Origin of the sequence: Actinoplanes sp. NPDC023714 (assembly GCF_040639855.1) — a bacterium.
Lineage (GTDB): Bacteria > Actinomycetota > Actinomycetes > Mycobacteriales > Micromonosporaceae > Actinoplanes.
In genome coordinates this window covers 369,136-385,691 of sequence record NZ_JBFAAR010000009.1, presented here as the reverse complement: position 1 = coordinate 385,691, position 16,556 = coordinate 369,136, and the positions used below count along the sequence as shown (strand labels likewise).

Genomic DNA, 16,556 nt, shown 5'->3' with positions numbered 1-16,556 from the left:
TTCGTCCTGAGCCAGGATCAAACTCTCCAACAAAATCTGTGGAAAATCTGATTCCCAGCAACATGATATGTTGCCAAAGGAATCTCCCACCCATCTGCAAGCAGACAGGCCGGGGTATTGCCATAATTGGCACTGGCTTATCAAGCACCCTGTTGAGTTCTCAAAGAACAACCGCACACCATTGTCCGACCCGCTTTCGCGGCCCGTTCTCCGGGGCACTCGTTCAACTTTACTGCCTCGTTTTCCGCCCCGTCAAATCCGCGTTTTCGGCGGATAAGACATCGGGAAAACAAGCCCACGAAACGATACACCGATCATTTGGAAGGATTCCTCCAGGACGGCCGCTCCGGGCCTCTTTCGAGTCCCGCTCGCTCGCCCGTCTCCCTGGCGGCTCGGAAAACATTACATGGCCGGTGGCGCGACGCCAAATCGGCCCCGGGCGAGCCGCGTCACAGCCTTGAGGGAGCCGGTCCGCACGGTGCTCCCGGCGTACCCAAGAAGGTCTTAATGGTGTTGCAGGCGGTGAGCGGCGAGCACATCGAGACCGAAGTCGTTCGATGGATCGCGCCACACGGAGTGTGCGTGGTTGGCGTCGCGCTGCGTGTTGTCCCACTCGATCAGCAGGTTCGGGCCCTGGACGCGGTAGTAGTGGGGCGCGCCCGGCTCGGTCGAACCGGCCCAGGCGATGTGCACGGCGTCCAGGGCGGCGTCGTCGTAGGAGGCCATGGGCGACACCGCGTCAGGCACCCGCCCGAAGTAGGTGCCGAGCAGCGCGTGCAGCAGCTCTCGTTGCGGCTCCCGGAGATCGGCGCCGGCGATCCCTTTCGGTCGCGAGGTGTAGGAGAGGGCCTCGTGGTCGGCGTCCGTGTAGCCGGCCGCCGCATCGATCCGGTCGCTGGCCGCCTGCAGCTTCGCCTGCTCGACCGGGTCGGGGAAGCGTTCGTCGCGCCAGATCCCGGACAGGGGGATGACGCGATCGCCGTCGGACAGCAGGGTGCGGTTCGCGGTCACGAAGTCGGACGGCGCCTTCGGCGAGAGGATCACGCTTGCGGGCAGCGACCGCACCAGCTCACGGGCGAGATCCTCGACCCGGCCTAGCGGACGGCTGACAGCGCCGCCGAGCAGCTCGGAGCTCGCCGGGTCGGCGCCCATGAAGCACGGCGTCGACGACACCAGCTCACCGTCCGCGACCAGGTTGTTCAGCGAGACGTGGTGACCGCCGAACCGCCAACCCCACAGACCGTGACCGCCCGGCTCGCCGAACACCCTCAGGTAGTAGAGACCCGGGTCGCGGCCGCGCTCCCGGTCGAACCGGGTCACGAATCCCTCGGTGTGATCGAGGATGTTCTCGAGTCCGATCGTGGTCGCGACAGTGACGTACCCGGCTCGGGAAAGACCGGTCGAGACCAGCCGCATCGCCGCCCGTTGCTGAGCCGGCCGCTGCTGGTGGAAGGTGAGCCCGCCGTGATCGGTAGGGGTGTAGAACCAACGCCGGCGCTCGTTGTCGCTCGCGTCGTCCGCCGGAGCCTGACCGATAGCGATCTTCCGCTGTGGATCGGTGAGCATTTCCAGCCACAGCCGGGCGGCATCGGCCATGGTCGCGGCGACTTCCCGGCGCGCTGAATCTCCCATGGCCCCAATCTAGTACCGGCTGTGGCGTGGCTCACTGACCGCCGTCGCCGAACAGCCAGCGCTCCATTTGATCAGGCCAGACCTCGTGGCCCTGCGCCTTCGACGCCTCGCCGGCCCAGCGCGACAGCAGGCGGCAGTACCGCTCGTAGGTCATCGCCGGCCACGAACCGCCGGTGCGCAGGCTCGCCCAGCCGTGCCGGGTGCTCAGCGCTCGAGCCACCCGGTCGTCGAGGATGGGCGCCTGCTTCCCGGCCGTCGCGCCCGGACAGAAGTACAGGTACTTGGTGAAGAACGCCGCCCCGAGATACCGGATCGCGGTCCGGCGGTCGCCCGGGAAGAGCACGGCGTAGGCCTCCCGCGGGTTGTGATGCGCCAGCGCGGCGGCCGTGGCCAGAACACCTCGGGCGGCACCGACGTCGGCGGCGACCGCCGCGAGTCGCTTGCGCCCCAGCCTCGGCAAAGGCGGGGGCGGGCGCGCCTCTTTCAGGCGCGCCCATCATCCTCACGACATCACGGAGATGCAGAACGGGTGGCCGGCCGGGTCGAGCAGCACCCGCCACCGGTCCGGCTGCGGCTGGTGTTCCGGCTTCGTGGCGCCCAGCTCGAGGATGGCGGCCTCCCCCGCTTCCAGGTCGTCGACGCCGAGCTCGAGGTGCGCCTGCTTCGGCACGTCGGGGGCGGGCCAGGTCGGCGGCACGTGCTTGTCGACCTTCACGAACCCGAGGCTCGGCTCCTTCAAGTACACGAACTCCTCGCTCGTGTACGACACCTCGGCGTCCAGCAGCTTGCAGTAGAACTCGGCGAGAGCCTGCGGGTCGTCGGTGTCGAGCGAGAACCCGGCGTAGCGCGCAAGAGCCATGATCTTGTCCCTTCGGAATCGGTCGGGTCGTAGTCTGCGCCGGAATGACTGACATCCTCTGTCAGTCAGGTGTGGCAGTCTTCCGTTCATGCGTGCGAGCCGGTTGCTGTCGGTCCTTCTGCTGCTCCAGGACCGCGGCCGCCTCACCGCCCAGCAGCTTTCCGAAGAGCTGGGAGTTTCCGTACGAACGGTGTACCGCGACATCGAGGCGCTGGGTGAGGCCGGCGTCCCCGTCTACGCCGAACTCGGCGCCGGCGGCGGCTACCAGCTGGTCGACGGCTACCGAACCCGGCTGACCGGGCTCACCCCGCAGGAGGCCGGCTCGATCTTCCTGGCCGGCGTCCCCTCCGCCGCGGCCGAGCTCGGACTCGGCGCCGTGCTCGCCACCGCCGAACTGAAGCTGCGGGCGTCGCTGCCGGCCCGCCTCAACCGCAGCGTCGGCGAGATCAAGGACCGCTTCCACCTCGACCCGGCCGGCTGGTTCCGCGAGACCGAGACACATCCGTACCTGTCCGCTCTCGCCCATGCCGTCTGGGAGCGCCGGCGGGCCCGGATGCTCTACCGGCGCTGGCGGGCCCCACACGAGGTGACCCGCGAGATCTCGCCGCTCGGCATCGTGCTCAAGGCCGGGGTCTGGTACTTCGTCGCCCAAGTCGGCGAATCCATCCGCACGTACCGGGTGTCGACAGTCCTCTCCCTGGAGGTCCTGGACGAGACCTTCGAACGCCCCGCCGACTTCGACCTGGCCGCCGCTTGGTCCAGCTGGGCGACCGATTTCGAGCAAAACCTTCATCGGTACGAGGCCAGAGTGCGGCTCGCCCCGGCGGCGCTGACGCGTATCCCGTACCTGATGACCCGGGCCATGAACCGGGCAGTCAGCTCCTCCCTGGGCCCACCCGACCCGGACGGCTGGACGACGCTGACCCTCCCCATCGAGTCGGTCAAACACGCCCACGCCGAGCTCCTCAAACTGGGCGGGGACGTGGAGGTGCTCGACCCACCCGAGCTGCGCGAGCTGATGAGGGCCAGCGCCCGCGCGATGGTGGCCCTGTACGACCCCGTTTGAAGGTGGCCTCGGGGTCTTGCTAAGTTATCCACGCAAGTCCGGGTGGCGGAATGGCAGACGCGCTAGCTTGAGGTGCTAGTGCCCTTTATCGGGCGTGGGGGTTCAAGTCCCCCCTCGGACACAAACGGTTTCCCAACGGTGCGTGGCAAGATCTACATCTGCCCGCACCGTTTTGCTATCTGGCAAGTAGGTCAGGCGCAGCCCCAGGTTCGTGTAAACCTGCAGCTTGTCGTCGGGGTGAGCCTTCTCCAGAGCGGCCGCCAGCCCACCGAGTTCGTCGAGAATCTCGAGGAGCGTTTCCTCGGTCAGGTGTTCCAGCTCTTCGGCGGCACGAGGTCCTGCGGCCTGTTCCTCGCGCTGGCGGACGATGGCGGCGGCGCGCTCGGCTTGCGTGTCGGCGATCCAGCCAGCGACCACAGCAGGGTCCGCGCCGGCATCAAGGGCCGCCCGGTACTTCTCGAGCTTCGCATCACACTCCGTGACAGTCGGCCCGCCTTCCACCGGGACGGGCTCTGCGGTCGGCACGCCGACCGCAGCCGTTTCGAGCAGCTTCGCGACGGTGTGGCGTCGTCGCAGCGGGTCGAACTCCTGGGCCAGCCAGTGGTCGAGCGGTCTGGTCAGATGGTCCTCGCGCAGCATCACGCTGCGCGGGTGAGCCACCTTGTTCGCCAGCGCGTACTCGTCCGGAAAGCGGCAGCGATAGTAGGCGAGACCGTGTGAGTGCTGGCCCTGCATCCGCCGGTCGCAGACGCCGCAGTGCACGAGACCTTTGAACGCGTAGGGATGCCTGGTCCGGTAACCCCGGCGGGGTGCGGTCGAGGTCCTGGCACGCAATGCCATCGTCTCCTGGACCTTGTCGAAGACCACCTGATCGACGATGGCCTCGTGAGCCGGCTTTTCCGAAAGGATCCACTTGTCGGGTCGGTTCCACGTGGTGCGAGCGGTGTATCCGAGCGCGACGTCGTTGACGTCCAGCAGGACTTCGTCAGTGCGCTGCTTGTTCCAGGCCTGCCGCCCGGTGTAGCGCGGGTTGGTGAGGATGACGCGGATCGCGGGCTTGGACCAAGCGATGCCGACGCGGTGGCTGTTGCGCTTCCGGTCGTACGCCGACGGGCAGAGGATGCCGTCGCGGGTCAACGCCTCCGCGATGGCGTAGATCCCGTGGCCGCCCAGGTACATGCCGAAGATCCGCTGCACGACCGGAGCAGTCTGCGGGTCTGGGATCAAACCGTGCAGACGTTTGCCTGTGGCGGCTTTCGCCGGGTTCGGATGCAGGCCGAGATCTTGAAGCATGTAGCCGTAGGGCGGGCGTCCGCCCAGATAACGCCCTTCCAGCCTGGTCTGAGACTCCATGGCCGTGCGGACACGGAGCTTGATGCGTTTGCGCTCGCCTTTGCTCATGCCGCCGAAGACGGACATGACCACTTCGTGAGCCTCGTTGTCAGGGTCAATGGGGCCGCCGATCTCGGGCACCCAGAGCGCGACTCCGTAGTGGGCCATCAGCGGCATGGTCAGTCCGTACTGGTTGCCGTAAAAGGCACGCTGGGGTTCACCGATGATGACCGCGGTGAAGCCACGCTGCGGGTCGCTCAGGGAGGCCAGCAGGCGGCTGGCCTCGGGGCGGCGCTGCCAGGGCAGGGACCGGCTCTGGCCGATGTCGAAGAACTTGGCGACGATGACGCCGCCGTGGGGTGCGATCAAGGTGCGGGCCAGGGTGAGCTGCCATTGCAGCGACGACTCCGGGTCCTGATTGTCCTCGGTCGAGACGCGACCATAGAAGGCGAACGAGATCTTCGGGATGGTGAAGCTCGCATTGGCGAGGTCGACCGAAATGCGGTCATGGTCCACTGTCATGTTTCCTCCGGAAGTTTTCCGTTGGTTTGCTCGATGTCCTTGCGTCTTGCATTAACGAGAAGACGAACAAGGGCGCGTGCCGCAGCAGGGGTAAATTCCGGAGGATTTGATGGGCAAATCACCAAAAATTGCCCGATGGCGGCGGGCGCGGCAGATTCGTCAACACGACTATAGCCCCCAGTGGGACGATTCTTGGGGTCAGGATTGGCATCTCTCAAATGCTTTATTCCGTTCACGGTGGTGCGCCCTAAAGGCGACTCTCGTAACTATTTTCATTCGGTCTTCACCTTTCCCTTGGTTGCCGTACGCTAGTTGCCCAGGCTTCGGGCCACGGAATTTTGAGAAAAATACTTATAGATAAGCGAAAATCGAATTTTTGCACTCAGCCCTGCCGGCTCGCCGTCCGCGTGCTCTTATTGCGTACTCCCGCCCGTTAGCTCATGCGGACAAAGTCGCAATCGAGCCTCGCCTGTCACCGGCAGCGCCAGCGCGGCAGTTGGAGCACGGGGCCAGTTAGCGGGCGTCGTCGCCGCTCCGCCCAGGCTTTCTCGAGTCCTTCTTCAACTCCTGCGGTGACGGCCACAGTACGTTGGGGTTTGACCTGGCAATGCCGAGCGGCGGCACCGCCCAGGACTCTGGTCGACGGAAATCCAGAGGACCACCGGTGATCCTCGCGTCGGCGAAATTGACTGCCCCGCCGGTAAACCATGCGTTGGTAAAGTTTAGCGCGCAGCCGGAAAACGATGCATCGATGAAGCTCACGGCACCATCGCCGAACCTTGCGTTGGTGAAGTGCATTTCGCCGTTTTCGAAACGTGCGTGGTCAAAGCGCAACCCGCCGTCAGAGAAATTCGCGCTTGCGAAGTAGACTCTGCTGCCGGCGAATCTCACGTTCTGGAAAAGCAGCCAGCTTCCGTCGAACTTCGCGTTGGTGAAGTGCACCCTGCCAGCGGAGAATTCCGCGGCTAAGAAGTCTAGCTCGCCACCCGATAACATTGCGCGCACAAAACTCAACCCACCGCCGGAGAATCTTGCGCCGGTGAATCCGATTCTGCCAGTAGAGAGTTTTGCGTCAGCGAAGCTGACCGTACCGCCTGAGAAAGTGGCGTCGGTGAAGAAGACGATGCCGCCGGCCAACGATGCTTCGTCGAAGCTTACCGTGTCGCTGGGGAAATTCGCTCCAGTGAAGTCCAGGAGAGTTCCCCGGGTGATGACAATGCCCGCAAGGTTGCCGCCGTCGAGTGTCGCGCCGCGGAGATTGAATTGCCGGCCGTGCCAGCTGGCCCTTGGGGATGGGGCCGCCTCGCCGAGGAGTAGGTGGTCACGGATGAGCGAGATGATGGTTTGACGGACCTGCCGCTCGGATCGCCGATCGTTCGCGGCTGGGGATTCCTGGGCGGCAGGTTTTGGAGTCGATGCCGTGTCATCGTCTGGTGGGGTGTAGGGCATGCGTAGATAGCCACAAAGCACGTCGATGCAGGTCTGCCGGCCTTCAGCCCAGTCGTCGGCGAGACCGGCCATGGCATAGACCCCGGCCAGACGCACCGCGACCTTATCCGAGCCGAGTTGCTCGGCGGCCTTACCGAAGCGCTCGTTGAAAAGCTTTGTGTTCTCCCTGTGCTCGGCCGCCTCTCCATGATCCTGCTTGCGATAGGCCACAGTTAGTGCGACGACACCGCCGATACCAGCCACCAGCGCAAGGACGATCTTGATCGCTTCGAAGGAATTTTGCACGCTCCACACTGCAGGGCCCGCAGGGATGCTCGTTGGCGTGCTGCCAGCCGCACCAGCTGGGTGCAAATGCCCGAAGACCCACCACAGACTCAGCCCTGCGAAGGCAGCCACGATCGCCGCCAGAAGCAGTACGGCCGCGACGTGTCCGAACAGCGGAACCCGCTCGGCGACCGGGCGGCTCTGCCTGGTACGACCTCGACGCCAGCGCTGCACAGCAGCCGCGCCGACGGCAGAAGCCCCGGCCACGATCAGCACTATGGGCAGCCACCGCCACCCCACTGCAACGAACGCCCTCCACGGGCGTAACCATGCGTGCTCTGGAAGGAGTACGAGAACACCGATGAGCACGAGGCCGAACCCTGCGACGGGAAGTGAAAAGGCCGGTTGGACGAGGGCGGCCAGCCGGCGGGCCACGCCGCTGCGTTCGGATACCGCTCTCGTATCGCTCATTGCACCTCATCTCATCAATGCCTGAATGGCTACGGGTACACGAGTCGTACCGGCACAGCAATACGCGGCACCAAGAGGTAGTGCATTACACCCACTAAACGGCGGCCGAAGCGCTGTTCCATGTCGACTGCATGCGACTAGTGGCGCACCGGATGGGGCTTAGCCTGAGAGCGGCGCCTTGGCGGTGCGAGGCGTACCAACCCAACGGCTGAACCAGGCTGCGACCCGCGGTGCGCTGAGCTTGATCGTGACGGCGGTCGCGGTGGCTGCCCACCAGACCAAGAGAATGATGAAGGCGCTGGTCAGGTACTCCACCGTGTTGTAGTTGGCGATCAGGATGTAGCCGGCGCCGAGGATGGCGGCGGTGAAGAAGCGAAGTACGGGTTGTCGGGTGGTAAGGCATCCGGTGGCTACGCCGAGCAGGACGGCTCCGAGGAATTGGGTCGTGCCACGGATCCAGGCCTCGCTGGGATAGAACGCCGTTGCGGCGGCGAACCGCTGCAGGCAGATGCCGGTGGTGCCGATCGCGATGAGGGTGACCGGTGGGCTGACGCGGCGCAGCCAGGTCTGGATGCGGTCGGCGGGGATGCGAGGTGCCGCGATCGCGATCAGGGCGGCGCAGGCGACGATCGGGACGGCGCCGAGCAGGGCGGTTATGAGGAACTCGTCTTTGATGAAGTTGACGGCGACGCCGGTTCCGATGCCCCACATTCCTGCCACCAGCAGACCTAGCAGAGCTGCACCGAGGAAGTTGCGGCGCAGCAGCATGCCGGTGGTCGCCGGGTCTTCGAGGCCGGCGGCCATGATCCAGGTGGTGGGGGCGAGTTGGGCTGCTGCCCAGCCGGTCAGGACCGCGAGCACGGCGGCGAGGGCCAGGTTTTCCCGTGCCCAGAAGACCTGGATGATGTCGAGTCCCCAGGTGTAAGGGTCTGCGGTGGCGATGGTCTGGAACAGCAAGGTCACCGAGCACACGGCGAGCACGGCGACCCGGGCCAGGCGGGAGATGGTGAGTTTGGTCCGGGGCAGCCGCACGGTTGCCGCGGTTTCGCCCTGCTGCGCATTCGAGGGCGTGACGAGGCGCAGCGCGCCGTTCGGGATCGCGTGCGGGTCACGCAAAGTCCGCGCCGCCGGAAGCGTCGTCGCAGCGAGAGCGGTTTCGAGGCCGGCAGTGACGGGGTCGTCGCCGACGAGGATGACGTCGCTGATGTCGGCGGTATCGAGATCAGCGTCGGCCAGTAGTTGCTTGAGGTGTTCGCCGAAGCGGGCGAGGTGAGGCTGGGCGGCGGTGCTTACCTCGGCCCGGGTGATCACGGCCGGCGGATGCGGGTCGGGCATCAAGAGCGAGACACGGGGCTGCACCGCCAGGAAGGCTCTGGCCTGCTGTGCTTCGCGGACTGTCCGCCAGTCGTGGGTGACCGGGCCGGCCGTGACGGCGGTCTGGAACAGTGCCTCGTCGATGGCTGGTGCAGCGGTGTCGCAGACTCGTGCTGTCGCGAGCTGCTGGTAGCCGCTGCTGACGTCGAGGATCGTCAGGTCTAGCGAGGCTGTGCCCACCAGCACGAACCGGCCGGTATTTCCAGCGAATGCTGCCGCTGCCGCCGCCGGGTTGACGATGCTCGGTGCGGGTAGGCCGGCGTTGGTCGCGGCCTGGCTGAGGCGTTGCCGGGCGCGATGTCCCCACGTCCGTGGGTCGATGATCGTCAGGGCGGTGATCGGGACGCCGGTCTGTGCGGAGGCGACGTTCGCGACATGCGCCAGGACGGCCGACACCGCGGCAACGGGATCCGGGGCGCTCTCCGCGTACAGCGCGCCGAGTGGATCGGGCTGATATCGATCGGGATCCGCCGTGCCCGCCGTGAGTCCGGCGGTGCCGGTGATCAGCGCTCCGGTGCCGGGATCGGTGTAGACGCCCTTGGGCAGCCCTGGATAGCCGTCGAAGAGGACGGGGTGGAATCCGCTTGCCGTGGCGGACGCCGCGGTGATCTGCCAGGCGGCGCAGTCGACGGCCAGGTGAAGATCGGTCGCAGGCATGCGGAGCAGTGTCGCAAAAGGACTGTTTGGGATGCGTGACCTTTCGAGGGTTCTTCGCATAGTGATAGACGCTTGCCTATTCGGTGGCCGCCGGGTCCGCCTAGCCGGTAGAGACAAGACCTTCTCAGCGACGGCTTCTGGGCAGGTGCGATGACCGACGGCAACAACGAGGTGCAGCGTAAGGCGGCGGCTCTGGCGCGTCAGCCGACGATCTGGGCCGCCGAAACAGCGCCGCCACGAGCTCGAGGGCGCGCCTGGCGGCGTACCCTCGCAGTGGCTCGCGCCCTGATGGGCGTCGTCGCCCTCGCGGTCGTGCCCCCGACGCTGCTCGCGTTGGTCTTCGGCTCGCCCGCCGACTTGGTGCCGTCTTGGGATGCCGTCACAGCATTCGTCGTCAGTGATCGGGGCGTGCGCGGCGATGGCGACCTGATCGTGCCGGCCGTGGTCGTGCTGCTGTGGTTGCTCTGGGCGGTGATGGCGCTACTGCTTCTCGGCAGCCTGGTGCGCGTCGTGCTCGGTCTACGGATTCCTCGGTGGGGGCTTCCCGCGTCCCTCCACCGCCTGCTGTTCGGCCTGACCGGAACGGCCGTCGTCGCGCTCGCCGCCAGCCCCGGACCGGGAACGCCACCACCGAGCGCCACCGCACCGGAGCCAGACGGCGCGGGAACGAGCGCGCTGCGGCCGGGCACCGTCACCGTGCTCGTCGGTGAAACGCGCTTCGAATACGAGGTCAAGCGTGGTGACACCCTGTCGAAGATCTCGCGGCGTTGGCTCGGCGACGCGGACCGCTGGCCGGAGATCTGCCGGCTGAATCGGCACCAGCACCAGACCGACGGGGCGCGTCTCACCGACTGCGACCTCATCTTCCCGGGCTGGAGCTTGAAGCTTCCCGACGACGCTCGGCCACCGACCGGGCTGCGGCCACCTGCGGCGTCATCGCCAATAACAAAACCCCCATTGGGTACGCCGACAGCACCGCCGAGCCCTGTTCCCGCAACGGAACGACCGATCACGACACCGCCCAGCACGTCGCCGCCGAGCAGCCCACTCCCGACTTCCACGCCTACCGCGCCTTCGCCGCCGGACGACGACAGCGACGCTGCGGCGCCCAGCGCTGAGGACGGCGTGCAACTCTCGCCGGAGAGCTGGGTGTCGTGGGCGCTCGCCGCCGCCGTCAGCGCCGCTGTCGCGATGCTCTGGCGACAGCGCCGTCGTCGATACACCGGCCAGCCCGACGATGATCCGCCGACGGAGCTGCCGCCCGCGGCCTCCGCCATACGCCGAGCCGTAGTCCGAAAACCCGAGCCGCCGCCGGCCACCAGCGAGGAACTTCCCGCGGACGTGACGTGGCCTGCGGGCGGGGTCGGTCTTGTCGGAGAAGGCGCACAAGCTGCCGCACGCGCGGCGATCGTCGCCGCCCTGGCCACCGGCGACCCCTACCGCCCCGAAGGACGCGGAGAAGTCGTGATCGACGTCGGCGCCCTGGGAGCGCTACTCGGCCTCGACGCCGGCACCCTTGGCGCGTGGCCGCGTGTGCATGTCGCGGACACCGTCGATGACGCCCTCGCCGTCATCGAGGAACGGCTGCTGCATCGTCGCCGGATCCTCGACGAGCACGACGTGACCAGCCTCGACCAGCTGCGGCGCGCTGCCCCTGATGAGGAGGCGATGCAGCCGGTGATGCTCGTCGTGGGGACGCCGCAGGCCGGAGCGCGGATGCGTACCAAAGTGGCTCTTGCCGTTGGTGAAGAGCTGGATGTGTCAGGGCTGCTGATCGGCGAATGGGCACATGGCATCACCATCGACGTGGGCGCTGGCGGCCATACTCGGATCTTCTCGGGGCAATCGACGACACCGGTACCGGTCCGGCTGCCTGTCCTCGACCAGGACGCGGCGAATCAGATCCTGATGGCGTTGCGCGAAGCCCACACCGGTGAACCGCCCGCGACCGCTCCGGAGTCGGCGCCGCCTGCTGTGGTGCCACTGCACGCCAGCCGGACACAGGCTGTTCCGGATAGCGCTCCTCCGGCAGTCCCGGCTGCCGCTGAAGTAATGCGGGTTCAGCTGCGGGTGATCGGTCCGCCTCGTATTGAGGACATCGTCGCTGAGGGCCGGCCGTTGCGGGCCAAGGCGCTGGAGCTTGCGGTCTACCTGGCGGTCCATCCGGACGGAGCCACTACGCGCGAGATCGGCGAATACCTCTATCCCGATGCTCGGCTCAGTCAGGCCGATCAGCGGGTACACACCATCGCCTCGAACCTGCGGCACGTACTCGGCCGGGCCGGCAACGTCGAGGCCAAAAGGGCCTACCTCATCATGACTGGCGGGCGGTATCGGCTGGATCCCGCAGCCGTGGACGTCGACGTCTGGACCCTTCGCAACCTCCTGCGTGACGCGACCATCGCAACCGGGGATCGTCAGCGGGAGCTGCTTATCGCCGCCTGCGAACTGAGCAGTGCGCCTCTGGCGGAACATCAGCATTACGACTGGCTCGAGCCACACCGGGAAGCAGTGCGTCGATGGGGTACGGAGGCGCGTCTCGCGTTGGCCGCCGCCCTCATGGATGCGGGCGAACCGCAGGCCGCGTCCGACCTGGTCGACGGTGCCATCGCGTTGGACCGCTACAACGAGACCCTCTACGCCGAAGGAATGCGCGCTCGCCACGCCCTCGGCGACGCCGAGGGCATCCGAGGTTTGCTTCGGGCACTGGGCAAGGCACTAGCTGATCTCGATGCTGAGCCAGGCGAATCCACGACCGCGCTAGCCAACGAACTCCGCGGCAGCTTGGCAAACGCTGATCAAGCGGCCCCCCGTCAAGTCAATGACTAGATCTGCCTGGCGGCCCAGTCAACTCGACGAAAATAGTTCCGATATCTTGTTTCAAGATCGATGCAAACCAGTACGCACTAGATTCGCTTCAATATATGGCGATTTGGTTTGTTTTCCACGTTACCAAGTCCGTGCAGGCTGCCGGAGCTTCAAGTGACGAGTTACCCTACTGCTGTGCACATCATCGAAGCGGCAGCATGGGGCGTAGCTGGCGGCGCTGTTGCTGGGATGATCAGTATTTCTACGGCTGTTGTCGCTGCAAACTTTCGCTGGCCCTGGCGTGGGCGTCGAGACGGCATTTGGCCACGATTGTTCGTCGCGGGCGCTGGGCTATTTGTCGGGGCGACGGTCTCCGCTGCCGCCCACGGCCAGATCACCGGAGAGTGGCCGGCTTTGATTATGGGTGCAGCTGCACCGTCACTCGTAAGAGGAGTGTTGTCCCGCATAGAGGTGCAAGAATCAAAGCCGGGGAGCGATACTTATGGTCAAAGCTGAAAGTGTTCTAGGGCGGATTGCGTTGGCCGCTCAAGATCGCCAACCTCGGATCCGCGTCAGTGCTCCGCGATGGCTGTATGAAATTCTCATTGCCGGAGGCGCCTCGCCCTCGACGGGGGTAGCGTCACTGCGTTCTGTTAATCTACCTTCTGCGTCAAGCAAAAATGACGAGCATGCCGGTCAGGGCGAGGCCTTGCTATACCGCCTACGCGCCGAAACGGCGGACGAAAAATTGCGTGTTGGGCGGAATTACCTAGCTGGTGGCCTGCCCCTGCTCGCTGAGCGCCTACTCCGTATGGCAATGGTCGGTCAGAAAACTGCGGAGGCGGCATACTACTGGGCGCTAGCTGTACTCAGCGACACTACAATCTACCGCCCACAGCATGTTGGCATTGAGGCGGCCGCCGAAGCCTTCGAAGCCGCCAAGGATGATGACCCTTGGCGGCCGGCGCTCTCAGTTGTACTGCAACTTAATGGGTCGGATGATAGCCGCAGGCAGGCGATCCGCGCTTTTCGGCAGCTGCCCGAAGGCCGTCGCGATGAGATCAGTAGACACCTGGACATGCTGATGGATGCCGAAGACGACGTTACATTCCGCAGATTCAAGAATGATCGCGTTCATCGAGTACCGAAATTATTTTCGACGGACTCGAGGATGGCTCGATCGGCCACCCCAACCGACAGTGAGGTTGCGAGCTGGCTTGACTTCGACAAGCTGTATTTCCGGCGAGCTCAGATGCGGCGCTTCCGATTGAAGGCTGAAGATCTCATAGCGACGGTGACGTTGGCTGAACCACTCGACGGCAGTCGCCGCGTCCGCGCACCATATGGCCCTGCGCGATACTCTGGTTATAACGTTCATAATTTCTTGTTCGCGACCGACGGTGTCCGGCACGGTAGAGCAGCGCTTGACTTTGCAAGCGGAGATTACCGATATGAGGAGCGAATTAATTTCCGCCATGATGCCGTCTCTTCAGTAGATCTGACACACCGAGGGAATGGCCTTTCCCTGCGTGTTGGCTTATTAAACAAAACAGAGATAGTTGTAGCTCTGGGTGATGGGATACCGGAGCTCGGGGATGTTGGGGGTGACGCATCCGGCCTCGCGCGATCCGCGCTTGAATCCATCGCAAGCGAAGGAATAAATCGACCGGCCCTGCCCTACTTCGATGAGGATGGGCGGGCCAGGACGGACGATGTCGATAATACATAGATCGGTCGATGCGAGTGGCCAATAGGGGTTCCTCGATCGAGATCGAGTCCTAGGCGCATCAGTTGATCTGACGGGATTCGTTGAATCCGGATCGGCAAGTAGCGTGCGAACTCGAAAAGCGCATGCAGCCTTTTCCGCAGGCACCACGTAGCCATGCCGCAGCGGACGGCCTGACACGAAGGCGGCCGCACGCGACTTTGCCGACCGCCTTCACGCTATGCCCTGCCGGCGCCCGTTCCCGGCAGGGCATAGCCACTCCCCGGAGATGTCTGATACGGCGTCGTGTAAACACGCTGGCAGCCTGCAGCACGAAACAGGAGCAGCTCCTGCGTGGATCCAGATTGGCATTTCGGCATCGAGCGTTCAGGAGGAGACTGAATTGGTGCATTTTGATCAACGCCAGCTGACGGCGCGACTGGGTGTCGCCCTCGTCGACCAGTTCGTGCATGAGCACCTTCAATGGATCTTCCGGGAGCTTCCGGTTAGTGATGTTGGCATCGATGCGATCATCGAGCAGCGCGCCGGCGATAGGGCGACAGGGCGTTTGATGGGGGTGCAGATCAAGAGTGGGGCATCGTTTTTTGGTGAGCGGGTACCCGACGGGTGGATTTACCGGGGGGTCCGCGACCACCTTGACTACTGGTTGGGGTACGAGCTGCCGGTTCTACTTGTCCTGGTGGACGTCGAAAATAAAATCGCTTACTGGGTCCACATCGAGGCGCGGCACGTGAGTCTGACCTCGATTGGCTGGAAGATCGTCATCCCGGATCGGCAACGGCTGGATGTGACGGCCTGTGGTCCCCTGAGTGCGATCTGCGCCAGAACCCGCCAACCGATTCGCCCCATCACCAACCCGCTGCAGGCCCCATCTCAGGTGACTGCTGCAAGTACCGCAGCTCAGTCGGCTTCCGCAGGTCCTAGGAACCCACCGTTGCCAGCGGGCCAGCGGATGGCTTTGCTAACACTGATGTCTATCGGCGGAGGGTCAGCCAGCAGCCGGGAGCTACGGGACCGTTACGGACTCACCATCCTGAAGTGGGATCGTGATGCTCTCACCAAGCTCGGTTTCATCAACGTACGCAAGAGCGGTCCTAGGTTGCTTCTTGAACTAACCGATCGAGGGTGGGCATGGTGCGCTCAGGAGCTCGGAGCACCGCAAGAGTCGACATTGAGAAACACGAATGCCGCCCTGTCGGCGATGACCACCGGCATTGATCGTTACATGCGAAGAAATAGGCTCACGCTAGCAGACGTGTTCGCAGACCATGATCGGACAAACGAGGAGTTCGGTACTCAAGATTAGCCCTTGATAGTTCGAATCTGGTCAGTGCACGCTGATGTGGATGTGGTTAGTGTGCCAGCCGCATGGGTCGTCGCCCCCGAACGGATTGTTGTAGGAATGCCAGCCTTCGTCGTCAGTCCAAATCTCGTAGAACCAGATGATGTATCGGATGCCGAGCCGGGCGGCATTCGTGGCCGCCCAGGCGGCCATCGCGTCGCCGTGGGCGCGTTGCATGCCGGTTGCTGCGGTGCCGGAGGTCATCTTCCAGTCGCAGGCCTGGCCTGAGGGGTGCTCACCGTGGTCGTCCATGCGATAGCACGAGGGCTTCGGGAAGCCGGCGGCATTTGCTTGCCCGACGAGGTGGAGAAGCCGAGGCGTGATGCAGCCGGCGCCGGTGGTTGGATCAGGACGGATGTCGCACTGCTCCTGCGGCCAGGATCCGTCGGGGTTTCGCGGAGCGGGTTCAGCTGTGCCGAGCATTGAGCATGGGAGCGCGGCGCCGCTGAGGGCGTCGACGAGACGGGTGGCCTCTGCCTCCCACTTCGCGTATGCGTCGGGGAAGGCCGAGATCTGGACCGCCTGCGCGGCCTGAGTGAGTGGCAGGGTGTCCCAGCCCGGGACTTCGAGGAGCTCTTCGTAGAAGCGTTCGGCCTGGTAGGTGGGCTGTGAGAGTTGTTCAGTGGTGCCCCAGCCTTGGCTCGGACGTTGCTGGAAGACGCCGATGGAGTCGTGGTCGTTGCGGCTTCCTAGGTGCGGCAGGTTGCGCAGGCCGGACTCCTGCATCGCTACGGCGAGGGCGATGGACCAGCCCCGCGGGGAGACCTTCTTGGCTGCTCCGACAGCGATGATCGTCTGAGCGATGGACACCTGGTCGGCATCCCAGAGAGGCGTGGTCCCCGTCGCCTCGGAAGGAGCAACACCGGGTGCGGAGAATTCGGCACAGGCGCCAGAGTCGCTGCCACCGATCGAGGACAGCAGCACCGTTGGGAGGCCGAGGACGACGGCGATGACGGTTACGACGATGCCGATGACGGCTTTGGTCATGGGCGGCCTTTCAGGCGAAGACGAAAAGGGCTGGCGCCATGCAGTTGGCCGGCCGAAGGCCCCTCTT

The 16,556-nt window shown here is 64.9% G+C and carries 11 protein-coding genes and 1 tRNA gene; 5 read left to right on the top strand and 7 right to left on the bottom strand.

The window, feature by feature from the left end:
* Positions 1–504: 504 nt before the first annotated feature.
* The 3 genes from AB0G10_RS33560 to AB0G10_RS33550 are packed head-to-tail and all read right to left on the bottom strand — an operon-like array spanning position 505 to position 2,491.
* Complete coding sequence (locus tag AB0G10_RS33560; RefSeq protein WP_360930961.1) at positions 505–1,632, bottom strand: DUF3500 domain-containing protein; 1,128 nt, start codon at positions 1,630–1,632, stop codon at positions 505–507.
* 31 nt (positions 1,633–1,663) lie between these two features.
* Positions 1,664–2,092, bottom strand: a complete 429-nt coding sequence (locus AB0G10_RS33555) for a hypothetical protein (protein ID WP_360930958.1) — start codon at positions 2,090–2,092, stop codon at positions 1,664–1,666.
* Positions 2,093–2,134: 42 nt separating this feature from the next.
* Positions 2,135–2,491, bottom strand: a complete 357-nt coding sequence (locus tag AB0G10_RS33550) for a VOC family protein (RefSeq protein ID WP_360930955.1) — start codon at positions 2,489–2,491, stop codon at positions 2,135–2,137.
* 88 nt (positions 2,492–2,579) lie between these two features.
* Between AB0G10_RS33550 and AB0G10_RS33545 the strand changes: the two genes are divergently transcribed.
* Both AB0G10_RS33545 and AB0G10_RS33540 read left to right on the top strand, forming a co-directional pair.
* The gene (locus AB0G10_RS33545; protein WP_360930952.1) at positions 2,580–3,557 is read left to right on the top strand and encodes a WYL domain-containing protein; all 978 of its coding nucleotides are present in this window, start codon (positions 2,580–2,582) and stop codon (positions 3,555–3,557) included.
* Positions 3,558–3,593: 36 nt separating this feature from the next.
* Positions 3,594–3,678, top strand: a tRNA-Leu gene (locus AB0G10_RS33540).
* Here the strand turns inward: AB0G10_RS33540 and AB0G10_RS33535 are convergent.
* The 3 genes from AB0G10_RS33535 to AB0G10_RS33525 all read right to left on the bottom strand — a co-directional run bounded on the left by AB0G10_RS33535 (position 3,660) and on the right by AB0G10_RS33525 (position 9,626).
* Positions 3,660–5,411 (bottom strand): recombinase family protein, encoded by a 1,752-nt coding sequence (locus tag AB0G10_RS33535; protein ID WP_360930949.1) that lies wholly within the window; start codon positions 5,409–5,411, stop codon positions 3,660–3,662. The genes AB0G10_RS33540 and AB0G10_RS33535 overlap by 19 nt on opposite strands.
* Before the next feature lie 513 nt (positions 5,412–5,924).
* The gene (locus tag AB0G10_RS33530; RefSeq protein ID WP_360930946.1) at positions 5,925–7,400 is read right to left on the bottom strand and encodes a hypothetical protein; all 1,476 of its coding nucleotides are present in this window, start codon (positions 7,398–7,400) and stop codon (positions 5,925–5,927) included.
* A 354-nt stretch (positions 7,401–7,754) separates the two neighbouring features.
* Positions 7,755–9,626, bottom strand: a complete 1,872-nt coding sequence (locus tag AB0G10_RS33525) for a hypothetical protein (RefSeq protein WP_360930943.1) — start codon at positions 9,624–9,626, stop codon at positions 7,755–7,757.
* A gap of 150 nt (positions 9,627–9,776) precedes the next feature.
* On the opposite strand from AB0G10_RS33525, the gene AB0G10_RS33520 reads away from it, so the two are divergent.
* The 3 genes from AB0G10_RS33520 to AB0G10_RS33510 all read left to right on the top strand — a co-directional run bounded on the left by AB0G10_RS33520 (position 9,777) and on the right by AB0G10_RS33510 (position 15,466).
* The gene (locus tag AB0G10_RS33520; protein ID WP_360930941.1) at positions 9,777–12,455 is read left to right on the top strand and encodes a BTAD domain-containing putative transcriptional regulator; all 2,679 of its coding nucleotides are present in this window, start codon (positions 9,777–9,779) and stop codon (positions 12,453–12,455) included.
* Between the two features lie 481 nt (positions 12,456–12,936).
* Complete coding sequence (locus AB0G10_RS33515; RefSeq protein ID WP_360930939.1) at positions 12,937–14,163, top strand: hypothetical protein; 1,227 nt, start codon at positions 12,937–12,939, stop codon at positions 14,161–14,163.
* Between the two features lie 265 nt (positions 14,164–14,428).
* Positions 14,429–15,466 (top strand): DUF4365 domain-containing protein, encoded by a 1,038-nt coding sequence (locus tag AB0G10_RS33510; protein ID WP_360930936.1) that lies wholly within the window; start codon positions 14,429–14,431, stop codon positions 15,464–15,466.
* Positions 15,467–15,487: 21 nt separating this feature from the next.
* Here the strand turns inward: AB0G10_RS33510 and AB0G10_RS33505 are convergent, their stop codons facing one another.
* Complete coding sequence (locus tag AB0G10_RS33505; protein ID WP_360930933.1) at positions 15,488–16,489, bottom strand: hypothetical protein; 1,002 nt, start codon at positions 16,487–16,489, stop codon at positions 15,488–15,490.
* Positions 16,490–16,556: the final 67 nt, after the last annotated feature.